This window comes from Streptomyces sp. SP18CS02 (assembly GCF_036322365.1).
In the GTDB taxonomy this organism is placed as follows: domain Bacteria; phylum Actinomycetota; class Actinomycetes; order Streptomycetales; family Streptomycetaceae; genus Streptomyces.
Genome location: NZ_JAQYXC010000263.1, coordinates 119,294 through 132,897, shown reverse-complemented (window position 1 = coordinate 132,897; position 13,604 = coordinate 119,294). Strand labels below are relative to the sequence as shown.

Annotated in this window: 13 protein-coding genes; 9 read left to right on the top strand and 4 right to left on the bottom strand. The window is 72.8% G+C overall.

Annotation, left to right across the window (positions count from 1 at the left end):
- Positions 1-167 precede the first annotated feature (167 nt).
- Entirely contained in the window at positions 168-1,535 is a 1,368-nt protein-coding gene (locus tag PUR26_RS07250) for an FAD-binding oxidoreductase (RefSeq protein WP_329870353.1), read from the bottom strand.
- Between the two features lie 109 nt (positions 1,536-1,644).
- Here PUR26_RS07250 and PUR26_RS07245 point away from each other — a divergent pair, with 109 nt between their 5' ends.
- Positions 1,645-3,303 carry a tetratricopeptide repeat protein gene (locus tag PUR26_RS07245; RefSeq protein WP_329870351.1) on the top strand — a complete coding sequence of 553 codons (1,659 nt, stop codon included), beginning with the start codon at positions 1,645-1,647 and terminating at the stop codon, positions 3,301-3,303.
- A gap of 369 nt (positions 3,304-3,672) precedes the next feature.
- Here PUR26_RS07245 and hppD read toward each other — a convergent pair whose 3' ends face one another.
- Positions 3,673-4,827 (bottom strand): 4-hydroxyphenylpyruvate dioxygenase, encoded by a 1,155-nt coding sequence (hppD, locus tag PUR26_RS07240; RefSeq protein WP_443076998.1) that lies wholly within the window; start codon positions 4,825-4,827, stop codon positions 3,673-3,675.
- Positions 4,828-4,948: 121 nt separating this feature from the next.
- On the opposite strand from hppD, the gene PUR26_RS07235 reads away from it, so the two are divergent.
- The 8 genes from PUR26_RS07235 to PUR26_RS07200 all read left to right on the top strand — a co-directional run bounded on the left by PUR26_RS07235 (position 4,949) and on the right by PUR26_RS07200 (position 11,455).
- Positions 4,949-5,425, top strand: coding sequence for an Lrp/AsnC family transcriptional regulator (locus PUR26_RS07235; RefSeq protein ID WP_329870350.1), 477 nt, complete (start codon positions 4,949-4,951; stop codon positions 5,423-5,425).
- A 43-nt stretch (positions 5,426-5,468) separates the two neighbouring features.
- Entirely contained in the window at positions 5,469-6,116 is a 648-nt protein-coding gene (locus PUR26_RS07230) for an ABC transporter permease (protein WP_329870348.1), read from the top strand.
- Complete coding sequence (locus tag PUR26_RS07225; RefSeq protein WP_329870346.1) at positions 6,109-7,326, top strand: betaine/proline/choline family ABC transporter ATP-binding protein; 1,218 nt, start codon at positions 6,109-6,111, stop codon at positions 7,324-7,326. Before PUR26_RS07230 ends, PUR26_RS07225 begins: the two co-directional genes overlap by 8 nt.
- Positions 7,323-8,189 (top strand): ABC transporter permease, encoded by an 867-nt coding sequence (locus tag PUR26_RS07220; protein WP_329870343.1) that lies wholly within the window; start codon positions 7,323-7,325, stop codon positions 8,187-8,189. The genes PUR26_RS07225 and PUR26_RS07220 overlap by 4 nt, the downstream gene beginning before the upstream one ends.
- A 92-nt stretch (positions 8,190-8,281) precedes the next feature.
- Positions 8,282-9,175 carry a glycine betaine ABC transporter substrate-binding protein gene (locus tag PUR26_RS07215; protein ID WP_329870528.1) on the top strand — a complete coding sequence of 298 codons (894 nt, stop codon included), beginning with the start codon at positions 8,282-8,284 and terminating at the stop codon, positions 9,173-9,175.
- A 111-nt stretch (positions 9,176-9,286) separates the two neighbouring features.
- Complete coding sequence (locus tag PUR26_RS07210; RefSeq protein ID WP_329870341.1) at positions 9,287-9,877, top strand: ArsR/SmtB family transcription factor; 591 nt, start codon at positions 9,287-9,289, stop codon at positions 9,875-9,877.
- 13 nt (positions 9,878-9,890) lie between these two features.
- Positions 9,891-10,064: a hypothetical protein gene (locus tag PUR26_RS07205; protein ID WP_329870339.1), complete on the top strand. Its 174-nt coding sequence runs from the start codon at positions 9,891-9,893 to the stop codon at positions 10,062-10,064.
- Complete coding sequence (locus tag PUR26_RS07200; RefSeq protein ID WP_329870337.1) at positions 10,061-11,455, top strand: MFS transporter; 1,395 nt, start codon at positions 10,061-10,063, stop codon at positions 11,453-11,455. Before PUR26_RS07205 ends, PUR26_RS07200 begins: the two co-directional genes overlap by 4 nt.
- On the opposite strand, the gene PUR26_RS07195 is transcribed toward PUR26_RS07200, so the two are convergent.
- Both PUR26_RS07195 and PUR26_RS07190 read right to left on the bottom strand, forming a co-directional pair.
- Positions 11,394-12,182 carry a YlbL family protein gene (locus PUR26_RS07195; RefSeq protein ID WP_329870336.1) on the bottom strand — a complete coding sequence of 263 codons (789 nt, stop codon included), beginning with the start codon at positions 12,180-12,182 and terminating at the stop codon, positions 11,394-11,396. The genes PUR26_RS07200 and PUR26_RS07195 overlap by 62 nt on opposite strands.
- 310 nt (positions 12,183-12,492) lie before the next feature.
- Complete coding sequence (locus PUR26_RS07190; RefSeq protein WP_329870335.1) at positions 12,493-13,134, bottom strand: IclR family transcriptional regulator; 642 nt, start codon at positions 13,132-13,134, stop codon at positions 12,493-12,495.
- Positions 13,135-13,604 lie beyond the last annotated feature (470 nt).

Genomic DNA, 13,604 nt, shown 5'->3' with positions numbered 1-13,604 from the left:
GCTCCTCCTTCATCGGTGCCTTCACGCTATGCGGTTGCCGGTGCCCCGACCATCGGACATCGGGCCTAGGCCGTAGGACGCAGCGCCACGGAGCCGGTGGCCCGGGGCCTGAGGCCGGGGGGCGGGGTCGCCGGGGGCCGGGGTAGCCGGGGGCGGGTTTGCGGGGATCAGAAGAGCTTGCCCGGGTTGAGGATGCCGAGCGGGTCGAAGGTGTGCTTGATGCCGCGCTGCAACTCGATCCCCACCGGGCCCAGTTCGCGGGCCAGCCACTCCTTCTTCAGTACGCCCACCCCGTGTTCGCCGGTGATGGTGCCGCCGAGCTCCAGCCCGAGGGCCATGATCTCGTCGAACGACTCACGGGCCCGCCGGGACTCGTCGGGGTCGGCGTGGTCGAAGCAGACGACGGGGTGGGTGTTGCCGTCGCCCGCGTGGGCGCAGACGCCGATGGTGAGGTCGTACTTCGCCGCGACGGCGGCCGTGCCGTCGAGCATCTCGGCGAGCCTGGAGCGCGGTACGCAGACGTCGTCGATCATCGTCGCCGTGGAGACCGTCTCCAGGGCGGTCAGCGCCAGTCGCCGTGCCTGGAGCAGCAGTTCGGACTCGGCCGTGTCCTCGGCCGGGACGACCTGCGTGGCGCCCGCCGCGGTGCACAGCTCGCCGACCGCGGCCAGGTCGTCCGTCGGGTCGGGCGTGTCGAACGCGGCGAGCAGCAGGGCCTCGGTGCTGTCCGGCAGCCCCATGGCCGCCATCCGGTTGACCGCCCGGACCGTCGTGCGGTCCATGAGTTCGAGGAGCGAGGGCGTGTGCCCCCGCTCCATGATCGCGCAGATGGCGTCGCAGGCGGCGCCGGCGGAGGGGAACTCGGCGGCGAGGACCAGCTGCCGGGGCGGCTGGGGCTTGAGGGCGAGGACGGCGCGTACGACGACCCCGAGGCTGCCCTCGGAGCCGACGAAGAGACGGGTCAGGTCGTACCCGGCGACCCCCTTGGCGGTACGGCGGCCGGTGGACAGCAGACGGCCGTCGGCCAGCACGACGTCCAGGCCCAGGACGTACTCGGCGGTCACGCCGTACTTGACGCAGCACAGGCCGCCCGACGCGGTGCCGATGTTGCCGCCGATGGTGCACGTCTCCCAGCTGGAGGGGTCCGGCGGGTAGTACAGGCCGTGCTCCCCCACCGCGCGGGACAGCACGGCGTTGACGACGCCGGGTTCGACGACGGCGATCCGGTCCACCGGGCTGATCTCCAGGATGCGGTCCATCCTGGTCAGGGAGAGCACGATGCAGCCGTCCGACGCGTTCGCCGCGCCGGACAGTCCGGTCCGGGCCCCCTGCGGGACGACGGGGACGCGCAGCGCGGTGGCGGTCCGCATCACGTGCTGGACCTCCTCGACGGTGCGCGGGAGGGCGACCACGGCCGGTGTGCCGGCCTCGCAGAAGCTCGCCATGTCGTGGGCGTACGAAGCGGTGATGTCCGGGTCGGTGATCAACGCTTCGTCCGGGAGGCCCGCGCGCAGCCGTTCGTAGAGATCGTCCATGGTTCCAGCCTGGCACCCGGGGCCATCGGTGTGAACCCGTCGGGCGAACCGCTCGGGGCGGCGGAGTGTGCTCCCCGTGTGCTCGTCGTACTGGCGCACAGTGATCCTTATGAAGAAGGAACGGGCCCCACGGACGGTGCTGGTCGCGGGGATCGCCGCGGTGCTGGCGGGGACGGTGCTGCTGTTCGTCCTCCCGGTCGGCCCGGGCGGCGACGGGCCGCCGCCGGCGCCCGGCCCGGTCGCGCGGGCGGTGTCGGCCGTCGAGGCGGGCGCGCAGGCCTCGCTGCCGGAGCTGGCCGCGCTCATCGGCGACCGTGAGAAGTGGCTGCGCAGGCACCCCGGTGACGACGAGTCGTGGGCGGCGCTCGGGGCCGCCTACGTCGAGCGGGGCACCCGGGAGGGCGACTCCGCGGCCTTCCCTCGGGCCGAGCGGGCGCTGAAGCGGTCCCTCGCGGTGTTCCCCGGGGCCAAGGGGAACGCCGGCGCCCTGGCGGGCATGGGGGCGCTGGCCAACGCCCGCGGGGACTTCGTGGCGGCCAAGCAGTGGGGTGAGGCGGCGCGCAGGGCGAAGCCCCGCCGCTGGCAGACGTATCCGGTGCTCGTCGACGCGTACACGGGGCTCGGGGACTACACCTCGGCGGGCCGGGCGCTGGAGCAGCTGCGCGCACTGCGCCAGGACGGGCCCACGCTGTCCCGGGCGACGCTGGTCTTCGGTGACCGGGGCTGGCGCGAGGACGCGTCGGCGGTGGCACAGGACGCGGTGGCGCTGGCGGCCACGAAGGCCGAGAAGGCGAGCTGCCTGCAGCGGCTGGGCGACCTGGCGTGGGAGCGGGGTGAGCCGGCCGAGGCGCTGGGGGCGTACGACGCGGCGCTGCGGCTGGTGCGCGGGCACGCCCCTTCGCTGGCGGGACGGGCCAGGGCGCTGGCGTCGCTGGGGCGCACGGACGAGGCGCTGCGGGAGTACGGGGCGGCGCTGTCGGCGGCGCCGCTGCCCGAGTACACGCTGGCGTCGGCGGAGCTGCACGAGTCGGTGGGCCTGGACGGTGACGCGCGGACCCAGTACGAGATGCTCCGCGTCCGCTCGGCGGAGGGGCTCACGCACGGGGTGAACCGGTCGCTGGCGCTGGCCCGTTACGAGACGGACCACGGGGATCCGGACGCGGCCGTGACATGGCTCGGCGCCGAGTGGGCGCGCCACCACCGCTCGGTGCACGTCGCGGACGCCCTGGGCTGGGCGCTGTACCGGGCGGGCAGGCCCCAGGAGGCGCTGCCGTATGCCGTGCGGGCGACCGGGACGGGGCTGCGCAGCGCGCTGTTCATGTACCACCGGGGCCAGATCGAGCGGGCGCTGGAGAAGTACGGGGCGGCGCGCCGTCACATCGAGGAGGCGCTGAGGATCAACCCGGCGTTCTCGCCGCTGCTGGCGCCCCGGGCGCGCCGGGCCCTGGAGGTGCTGGGCGAGCCCCCGGCGGGCGGGCCCGCCCAGGTGTACGGCGCCAGGCCCCGCCCCCAGCGCAAGAGCGGTGCCGCCGCCTCCGCCGGGTCGGGGAGCCGCAGTTCGGGTTCGGGCAGCCGCAAGGCGTGGTCCGGTGCGGGTTCGGGGAGCCGCAAGGCGGGTTCGGGCAGCCCGTCCCGTACCCCCTCCTGGCGGCAGCCCGCCCGGCCCGCGGGTCCGGCGGCCCGGGTCCCGGATGGCGGCTCGGGGAACTCCGCCCGTACGGGGCCCGCCCCGGCGGGGCGCGGCACGCCCGGGGCGACGGGACGGTGAGCCGTACGGTCGTGGCCCCGCGGGTCAGGGGCCGCGGGGCCACGTGTGCGGCGGGCACTCCCCCGGTCCCGGGGCGTGTCTCCCCGGGTGGTGCCCGCCGCCGACCAGGCCCCCGCCCGGAGCCGGCCGGATCGGCGGGGTCCGGGCGAGGGCCTGGCGATCGTCCGGCACGTGCCGGCGTCCGCCCGGAGTCGCGGACCGGGCGGGACTTCCGGCCGCGGCCCGGGGCCTCACGTCCGGATCGTGCCGGGCTCGCGTGCCCCGGCACCGCGTGACACCGCGTTGTCACCGGTCGCCGATACCGGACCCCGCTCACCGATCCGGGCTGATCCAGGCTGATCCGGACGGGAGAAGACCCCAGGTCTCGTTCTAGAGGTTGCCGCGCTTGGCCTGCTCGCGCTCGATCGCCTCGAAGAGGGCCTTGAAGTTGCCCTTTCCGAAGCCCATCGAGCCGTGCCGCTCGATCATCTCGAAGAAGACGGTCGGACGGTCCTGGACCGGCTTGGTGAAGATCTGGAGCAGGTAGCCGTCCTCGTCGCGGTCGACGAGGATCTTCAGCTCGCGCAGGGTCTCGATGGGCACGCGGGTCTCGCCGGCCCACTCGCCCAGGGTGTCGTAGTACGAGTCGGGCGTGTCCAGGAACTGCACGCCGGCCGCGCGCATGGTCCGCACGGTGGAGACGATGTCGTTCGTGGCGAGCGCGATGTGCTGGACGCCGGCCCCGCCGTAGAACTCCAGGTACTCGTCGATCTGCGACTTCTTCTTCGCGATCGCGGGCTCGTTGATGGGGAACTTCACCTTCAGCGTGCCGTCGGCGACGACCTTCGACATGAGGGCGGAGTACTCGGTGGCGATGTCGTCGCCGACGAACTCCTTCATGTTGGTGAAGCCCATGACCTTGTTGTAGAAGGCCACCCAGTCGTTCATCCTGCCGAGCTCGACGTTGCCCACGCAGTGGTCGATCGCCTGGAAGGTGCGCTTGGCGGGCGGCTCGACCATCGGGTCGGCGGCGACGTAGCCGGGCAGGTAGGGGCCGTCGTAGCCGCGGCGCTCGACGAGGGTGTGGCGGGTCTTGCCGTAGGTGGCGATGGCGGCCAGCACCACGGTGCCGTGCTCGTCCGTCACCTCGTGCGGCTCGGCCAGGCCGGTCGCGCCCTGCTCGACGGCGTACGCGTACGCCTTGCGGGCGTCCGGCACCTCGATGGCGAGGTCGACGACGCCGTCGCCGTGCTCGGCGACGTGGTCGGCGAGGAACCGGCCGCGGTCCGTGGCCACCTTGATGACCGAGGTGAACACGAAACGGGCGCCGCCGTTCGTCAGGACGTAGCTCGCGGTCTCGCGGTTGCCGTTCTCCGGTCCGGAGTAGGCGACCAGCTTCATGCCGAAGGCCGTGGAGTAGTAGTGCGCGGCCTGCTTGGCGTTGCCCACGGCGAAGACGACAGCGTCCATTCCCTTCACCGGGAAGGGGTCGGCCTCGCGCGCGGTGGTCGGGGTGTGCTCAATGGTCATCGAGTTCTCTGCCATGGCGGCAGGCTCCCTCCGATCCACAAGCTGCGCAATAGTTCTCGTATTCACTGGGCAATCTGCTCAGCGAACGGCGAGTATGACCGGGCTATCTGTACATGGTGACCATCGGGAGGACGTCTTGGCGATCGATCATCTGGACGGCAGGCTCATCGTCCTGCTGGCCCGCGAGCCGCGGATAGGCGTCCTGGAGGCGTCCCGACGTCTCGGCGTCGCCCGGGGCACGGTCCAGGCCCGGCTGGACCGTCTTCAGTCGAACGGAGTCATCCGCGGGTTCGGCCCGGACGTCGATCCGGCGGCCCTCGGCTACCCCGTCACCGCGTTCGCGACGCTGGAGATCAAGCAGGGCCAAGGGCCCGATGTGCGCACGCACTTGGCGGGCGTTCCCGAGGTGCTGGAGCTGCACACCACGACCGGCCACGGGGACATGCTCTGCCGCCTGGTGGCCCGTTCCAACGCGGATCTCCAGCGGGTGATCGACCGGGTCGTCGGTTTTGATGGGATCGTGCGGGCCTCCACGGCGATCGTCATGGAGAACCCCGTACCTCTGCGGATCATCCCGTTGGTGCAGCAGGCCGCGGGGGACGAGCCGGACTGAGGCGCGTGCCGGGCAGGCCGCTCCGGACCGGGAAGGAGCGCGCGTGAGCTTCTGGGGATACCTGGTCGACCAGCGCCAGCACCTGCTCACCGACGCGTTCCAGCACGTCAGCGCCGTCGTCCAGTGCATGGCGATCGCCACCCTGCTGGGGGTGGCGATCGCGGTGCTCACTTTCCGCAGCGACTGGGCGGGGAACCTGGCCATCGCCTCGACGGCCACCGTCCTGACCATCCCCTCACTGGCGCTGATCGGCCTGCTGATCCCGGTGGTGGGCCTGGGCGTGCCGCCCACCGTCATCACGCTGGTGCTCTACGGGCTGCTGCCGGTGGTGCGCAACGCGATCGTGGGGCTGCGCGGCGTCGACCCGGCCCTGGTGGACGCCGCCAAGGGCATCGGGATGTCCCGCACGGCCAGGATGCTCCGGGTGGAGCTGGCACTCGCGTGGCCGCCCGTCCTCACCGGCATCCGCGTCGCCACCCAGATGCTGATGGGCATCGCCGCGATCGCCGCGTACGCCTCCGGGCCGGGCCTGGGCAACGAGATCTTCCGCGGCATCGCCTCGCTGGGCAGCGCCAACGCCATCAACCAGGTGCTGGCCGGGACGCTCGGCATCGTCGTCCTCGCCCTGCTCCTCGATGCCCTGCTGGCCCTCGTGGGCCGGCTGACCATCCCGAGGGGGATCCGTGTCTGAGACGTCCGGTGCCTCGATCGAGCTGGAGAACCTCAGCAAGCGCTACCCCGGCACTTCACAGCCCGCCGTGGACAACGTGTCGATGGAGATCAAGGCCGGCGAGACGGTGATCTTCGTGGGTCCTTCGGGCTGCGGCAAGTCGACCACCCTGAAGATGATCAACCGGCTGATCGAGCCGTCCTCGGGCCGGATCAGGATCAACGGCGAGGACGTCACCGACATCGACCCGGTGAAGCTGCGCCGCAAGGTCGGGTACGCGATCCAGTCCTCCGGGCTCTTCCCGCACATGACCGTCGCCGAGAACATCGCGCTCGTGCCGAAGATGCTCGGCTGGCCGAGGACCAGGGTGAGGGACCGGGTCGAGGAGATGCTCGATCTGGTGGGCCTCGATCCGCGCGAGTACCACGGCCGCTATCCGCGCCGGCTGTCGGGCGGACAGCAGCAGCGGGTGGGGGTGGCGAGGGCGCTGGCCGCCGATCCGCCGGTGCTGCTGATGGACGAGCCGTTCGGGGCCGTCGACCCGATCACCCGCGACCACCTCCAGGACGAGCTGATCCGGCTCCAGCACGAGCTGCACAAGACGATCGTCTTCGTGACCCACGACTTCGACGAGGCGATCAAGCTCGGCGACCGGATCGCCGTACTGCGGGAGCGGTCGCACATCGCGCAGTTCGACACCCCGGAGGCGATCCTCACCAACCCGACGGACGACTTCGTGTCGGGGTTCGTCGGGGCGGGCGCGGCCCTGAAGCGGCTCAACCTCACCCGGGTGCGCGAGGTGGAGATCGCCGACTTCCCCACCGTGACCGTGGACGACCCGCTCCAGACGGTCTTCAACCGGCTGCGCAACGGTCTGCACAACGAGCTGCTGATGCTGGACCGGCGGGGCCGCCCCTACAAATGGCTGCGGCGCGGCGACCTGATGCGCGCCAAGGGGTCGCCGGCCAGGGCCGGGCAGCTGGTGCACGACACCGTGACGCGGGACGCCACGCTGCACGACGCGCTGGAGGCCGTGCTCATCGACTCGGGCGGCCGGGTGGCGGTGACCGGGCGGCGCGGCCAGTTCATCGGGGTCGTCGACATGGAGACGCTGATGAACTCCGTGCACGAGATGCTGGAGGCCGACCGGCTGGCCGCCATGGAGCACCGGCACGAGCTGGAGGAGCTGCGCCACCACCGGACCGAGGCGGAGCTGGAGGGCGGCTCGTGAACGGCGCCGCCCGACGCCCGCCCGGTGAGCACGAGGCGGCGGACCGCGCCTTCCGCGACGACCTCGCGGACGAGGACCGGGAACGGGAGCGGGAGCGGGAGCCGGGGCCGCCGCCCGCCGGCCCCGGGCGGCGGTTCACCCCGCGCAAGCTCCTGGTCATGCCGATCGCGCTGGCCGTCCTGCTGCTGCTGACCTACCTGTGGATCTCCCACGCCCAGCTGGACGCGATCGCCCGCAACTCCCTGTCGGGCGGCAATGTGCAGCTGCGGCTGTGGCAGCACGTCCGGCTGACCGCCGTCTCGACCTTCTGGGTGCTGATCATCGCCATTCCGCTGGGCATCGCCCTGACCCGGCGCAGGCTGCGCCGTGGTGCGCCGGTGGCGACGGCGGTCGCGAACGTCGGCCAGGCGACCCCGGCGATCGGCCTGCTGGCGCTGCTGGTGATCTGGCTGGGCATCGGGCCCCGTACGGCCGTCATCGGCATGGTGATCTACGCGGTCCTGCCCGTGCTGTCCAACACGATGTCCGGACTGCGGGCGATCGAACCGCAGTTGGTGGAGGCGGCGCGCGGTATCGGGATGTCGGCGCCGGGGGTGCTCACCAAGGTGGAGCTGCCGCTGGCCGTGCCGCTGATCCTGGCGGGGGTGCGCACGGCGCTGGTCCTCAACGTCGGTACGGCCACGCTGGCGACGTTCGTCGGCGGTGGCGGTCTCGGCGACCTGATCACGTCGGGCATCCAGACCCAGCGGACAGCCGTGCTGATCCTGGGCTCGGTACTGACGGTGGCGCTGGCGTTGCTGGTGGACTGGCTGGCGTCGCTGGTGGAACTGGCGCTGACGCCACGAGGGCTGGAGGCGTCGTGACGCGGTACCGGACGACGGCCGCGGCCGCGGCCCTGGCGCTGCTCGTGGGCGGCGCGGGGCTGTCCGGCTGCGGGCTGAAGAGCGGGTCACCGATGGTCGACGACGTGCTGCCGGGATCGGTGGGCCAGGGACAGCCGCTCAGGGGCGCGTCCCTGACGGTGACGTCGAAGAACTTCAGCGAGAACATCATCCTGGGCCAGATGATCGGCCTCATCTTCAAGGCGGCGGGCGCGGAGGTGCTGGACCGGACGAACCTGCCGGGATCGATCAGCGGACGCGAGGCCATCATCAAGGGCGACGCCGACGCGATCTACGAGTACACGGGCACGGCCTGGATCACGTACCAGGGCCGGCAGGAGCCGATCGCCGACCCGCTGGAGCAGTGGGAGGCGGTGCGCGACGCGGATGTGCGCAACGGGGTCACCTGGCTGCCGCCGTCCACCCTCGACAACACGTACACGCTGGCGATCAACCGGCGCGACAACGCGAGGTACGGGCTCAGAACGCTGTCGGACGTCGCCGAACTCTCGCGGAAGGACCCCTCGGCGGTGACGGTCTGCGTGGAGAACGAGTTCGCCTCCCGGGAGGACGGACTGCCGGGTATGGAGAAGGCGTACGGGATGGACATCCCGGCCGGGAACATCAAGAAGATGGACGCCGGGATCATCTACACGCAGGTCGCGCAGGGCGGCTCCTGTCTGCTCGGCGAGGTGTTCACCACCGACGGCCGCATCCAGGCCATGCACCTGGACACCATGGCCGACGACAAGCAGTTCTTCCCCCACTACAACGCCGCCCCGGCCCTGCACTCCCCGACGTTCGAGAAGTACCCGGTGATCGCGAAGCTGCTCGACCCGCTGAGCGCACGGCTGAACACGAAGGTGGCACAGGAGCTGAACGCGAAGGTGGACGTGGACGGACGGGACCCGCACGGCGTGGCGAAGGAGTGGCTGGTGAAGGAGGGCTTCATCAAGGAGGGCGGCTGAGGGGAGGGCGGTCGCACGGAGAGCGGTCGCAAGGGGAGCGGCCGGGCCGTCCGGAACGGGACTTGCAAAGAAATGCTTGCAACCATTCCTTTGCAACTCTACGCTGGAGGCATGCCCACCCCCGAGAAGCAGCCGCCCGACCGGCCGCCGGCCCACGAACTGGACGTCCGCTCCCTGCGCGGACTGGCCCACCCCCTGCGGATGCGGCTGCTGAACGCCCTGCGCCGGCACGGCCCGGCCACCGCCTCCCAACTGGCCGAGCGCCTCGGCGAGTCGAGCGGCGCCACCAGCTACCACCTGCGCCAGCTCGCCGCGTACGGCTTCGTCGAGGACGACCCCGAGCGCGGCAAGGGACGCGAGCGGTGGTGGAGGTCGGCCCACTACAGCACCCACTTCGGCCCCGCCCTGTACGACGACGACAGCCCCGAGACCCGGGGCGCGCTCGGCGTCCTCCTCCACGAGGTCGCCACCATCCACAGCCAGGAACTGACCACCTGGATCGGCACGATGCGCGACTGGCCGGCCGAGTGGGCCAAGAACGCGGACATGAGCGACTTCACGCTCCGGCTCAACCCCGAGCAGCTGCGCGAGCTGGACGAGAAGCTGCACGCGGTGATCAACAGCTACGCCGACGTCGCACCGGGGGAGGGCGCGGCCCGCGTGCGCGTCCACCTCCGCGCCTTCCCCCAGAAGAACGACTGAAGGGACCACCGCCATGCACCCCGACGTCCATCTGATGCTGCACGCCCTGCGCGCCGCCGACCTGCGGGACGCGGCTCCCCCGCGGCCGGCCCGCCGCCGCCTCCTGCGCGCCCGACTCGGCTGGACACTCGTCGAGATGGGCCTCCGCCTGGCCACCGCTCCCGCGCACGCCCCCCGCGCCGCATGACCGGTCCGGGGGGACGCGGCCCGCTCGCCACCGTGCTGGCGGCCAACGCGATATCGATCAGCGGCAACGCACTGACCCTCATCGGCGTCCCGTGGTTCGCGCTCCAGACCACGGGCAGCCCCGGCAAGGCGGGCCTGGTGGCGTTCTGCGCCACCCTGCCCGTGGTGGTCTCGGCGGTCTTCGGCGGCCCGGTCATCGACCGGATCGGCCGCCGCCGCGTGAGCGTCGTCTCGGACCTCGTCTGTGCCCTCGCCCTCGCCGCGATCCCGCTCCTGCACTACGCGGGCCGGCTCGACTTCTGGGTGCTGTGCGCGCTGATGGGCGTCACCGGCCTGTTCCACGCGCCCGGGGAGACCGCCCGGCACGTCCTCGTACCCGACCTGGCCGAGCGGGCCGGGACCACGCTCACCCGCGCCGCGAGCCTCTTCGACGCGGTGTCGCGGGGCGCCAGGATGACCGGGGCGGCGCTGGCGGGACTGCTCATCGCGTTCGTCGGCGCGGAGACGGTGCTCCTGCTGGACGCCGCCACCTTCGGACTCTCCGCCCTCCTCGTCGCCTGGGGGGTGCGCGGGGTGAAGGCGGCCGAACCGCAGCGGGACACCGCACCGGTCTCCCTGTCCGCCTACCGCGCCCAGCTGCGCGAAGGGTACTCCTTCGTCCTGCGCAGCCGGCTGCTGCTGGCCATCATGGTCATGGTGATGGTCACCAACGGCCTGAGCCAGGGCTGGAGTTCGGTCCTGCTGCCGGTGCACGCCCGGGACAACCTGGGCGGCGCCACCGCCATCGGGCTGATCGTCGCCGTCTTCGGCGGGTGCGCGCTGCTCGGGGCGCTGCTGTACGGGGCGGTGGGCCACCGCTTCCCTCGCCGGTGGGTGTTCGCCGTCGCGTTCCTGGTCGGCGGAGCGCCGCCGTACGTTGTCGCCGCCCTCACGGACACCCTCCTGCCGCTGGTCGTGACGATGGCCGTCGGCGGCCTGGGAGCCGGGGTGCTCAACCCGATCCTCACCACCGTGCTGTACGAGCGCGTCCCGGGCGCACTGCGCAGCCGGGTCTCCGGCGTGACCACCGCCGGGGTGCTGATGACCACCCCGCTCGGCGGCGTGGCCGCCGGCTACCTCGTCGAACGGGCCGGGCTCCCCACGGCGTTGCTCGCGCTCGGCGCGCTGTTCCTGCTGGCGACCCTGGCGCCGGTGGTCTTCCCCTGCTGGCGGGAGATGGACTTCGGCGGACCGGGCGGCGACGGCGGCGCACCGGACGACGCGGCGCGGACCGGCGCGGCAGGAACGGAGCGAGGGCCGGGGCCGACGGGCGACGCGGCCGTGGCCGGGGTCAGCAGCTCGGGACCTTCGTCCCCTGCTCCAGCGCCCGGAGGGACGACACCGCGTCCTTGAGCGTCGTCACCGGGACGAGCCGCAGCCCGTCGGGCAGGGCCGCCCGGGCGTCGGAGCACTCGCCCTTCGGTACGAGGAAGACGCTCGCCCCGTCGCGGCGGGCGGCCTGCGTCTTCAGGGACACCCCGCCCACCTCGCCGACCTTGCCGTCGGCCGAGATCGTTCCCGTACCGGCGATGTTCCGCCCGCCGGTGAGGTCGCCGCCGGCCCCGTCACCCTCGATCTTGTCGACGATCCCGAGCGCGAAGAACAGCCCCGCGCTGGGGCCGCCGATGTCGGGAAGGTCGAGCGTGACGTCGACCTGGTCCTCGCTCTTGCCGAGGTAGTTCAGGGCGGCCAGGGTGGCCGAGTCCTGCGACTCGGCCATCTGGCCGAGGTTGCGCTTCTCGATCTCCGCGTCGGACTTGCCGGGCGGGAAGACGGCGTCGCGCGGAAGCACCGCGCGGTCCGTGCGGAACCAGCTGTCGACGACGTCCCCGAAGTCCACCTCGGCACGCGGCCCGGTCGCCACGATGGTCGTCATCCGCAACTGGCCCTCGGTCCTGCGCACGGGCACGCCCTTGATGGTGATCACCGGCCTGCCGTCGTCCTCGCCCAGCACATCGGCCGTGGACCCGGGCTGCGCGAGGGAGAACGGCAGCGGTGCGAGTCCGGCGACGGCGAGCAGCGCGATGACGGGCAGGGCGCACAGAGCGAGAGCACGGGGACGCGAGAGACTGGAGAGCACGACGCCAATCTATCGGGCCCGCCTCCCCCGCCCGGCCCCCGGCCACTCGGGGCGCCGCACGCGGCACGTCGTGCCCGGGGCTGCGCGACCCCCGCGTGGCCGCCGCCACTCTCACGGGCCTCCCGGCCCGCTTCCCTCATGCACCGGCTGGACGCCGAGAAGCGCACCCGGCCGTCGACGGCGGGGGCGGCCGCCGCGTCCCCACCGGAACTCCGCGGTCATGGTCCGGCGCCTGCCTCACGTCCGGACCCTGCCGGGCCCGTCGCCCCCGGCCACCGGCCCGGACCGTGCCCGATCCGGGCCGGAGACCTCAGCGCAGGGCGTCGGCGACCTCGCGTGCCGCGTCGACCACGCGCGGGCCCACCCGTTCCGGCACCGCGTCGGCCAGCATCACCACGCCCACGCTGCCCTCGACACCGGTCACGCCCACCAGTGGTGCGGCCGCGCCGCTCGCGCCCGCCTCCAGCTCTCCGTGCGTGAGCGTGTAGCCGGGATCGGTCAGGGCGCCCTGGCGTGCGGCGAGGATCGCGCGACCCGCCGCGCCCCGGTCGAGCGGATGCCGGAAACCGGCCCGGTAGGCCACGTGGTAGTCCGTCCACGTCGGCTCGACGACCGCCACGGCGAGTGCCTCCGCCCCGTCGACCAGGGTCAGATGGGCGGTGGCCCCGATGTCCTCGGCGAGCGAGCGCAGCGCGGGCAGCGCGGCCTCGCGCACCAGCGGGTGCACCTGCCGGCCGAGCCTCAGCACGCCGAGCCCCACCCGGGCGCGGCCGCCCAGGTCCCGGCGGACGAGGGCGTGCTGCTCCAGGGTGGCGAGCAGGCGGTAGACGACGGTGCGGTTGACACCGAGTTTGTTGGACAACTCGGTGACGGTCAGACCGTGATCGGTGTCGGCGAGCAGTTTGAGGACGCGCAGTCCCCGGTCGAGCGTCTGGGAGGTCTCCGCGGTCACGACGCCCTCTCCTTCGGAGTGAGTGACGGCGGACACTCTCAACGGCGGACGCGACACCGGTCCCATCGGCGACGCACGGAGAGGCCGCCGGCGAGGCCATGGCACACCGGCTGCGCTCCGCGGCGGCGCTGCCACGGGGCGTTTGCATGTGCCGGGGACAGTAGCGACGGACTCCGCTCAGCGGAAGACCTCGTCCAGAATCCGGGCGCGACAGGGGGGGTTGCCTCCGGTTCCCCGTGCCGGCGGGGGCGTACGCGCGGAGCGTGAGCAGCGCAGCCGCCGTGCGCGCGGGGTGAGGGGGCGCCTGGGGGCGGCGAGCGGCGTCCGATATCCGGGGCGCGGCGTTCGAGGGCAGGACGGGCCGGCCGACGACCGGGAACCTGAGCGGCGCCGCCCACGAGCAGCACGACCAGTGCGACCAGTGCGGCGCCTGCGACAGGGGCGACGGACGCGACCGTCCCCGTCGGCGG

What these genes read in the sequence shown, in the direction of transcription:
- PUR26_RS07250 (WP_329870353.1), bottom strand. Translation starts at nt 1,535, where the DNA reads ATGGACGATCTCTACGAACGGCTGCGCGCGGGCCTCCCGGACGAAGCG.
- PUR26_RS07245 (WP_329870351.1), top strand. Translation starts at nt 1,645, where the DNA reads ATGAAGAAGGAACGGGCCCCACGGACGGTGCTGGTCGCGGGGATCGCC.
- hppD (WP_443076998.1), bottom strand. Translation starts at nt 4,827, where the DNA reads ATGGCAGAGAACTCGATGACCATTGAGCACACCCCGACCACCGCGCGC.
- PUR26_RS07215 (WP_329870528.1), top strand. Translation starts at nt 8,282, where the DNA reads ATGGTCGACGACGTGCTGCCGGGATCGGTGGGCCAGGGACAGCCGCTC.
- PUR26_RS07210 (WP_329870341.1), top strand. Translation starts at nt 9,287, where the DNA reads ATGCCCACCCCCGAGAAGCAGCCGCCCGACCGGCCGCCGGCCCACGAA.
- PUR26_RS07205 (WP_329870339.1), top strand. Translation starts at nt 9,891, where the DNA reads ATGCACCCCGACGTCCATCTGATGCTGCACGCCCTGCGCGCCGCCGAC.
- PUR26_RS07200 (WP_329870337.1), top strand. Translation starts at nt 10,061, where the DNA reads ATGACCGGTCCGGGGGGACGCGGCCCGCTCGCCACCGTGCTGGCGGCC.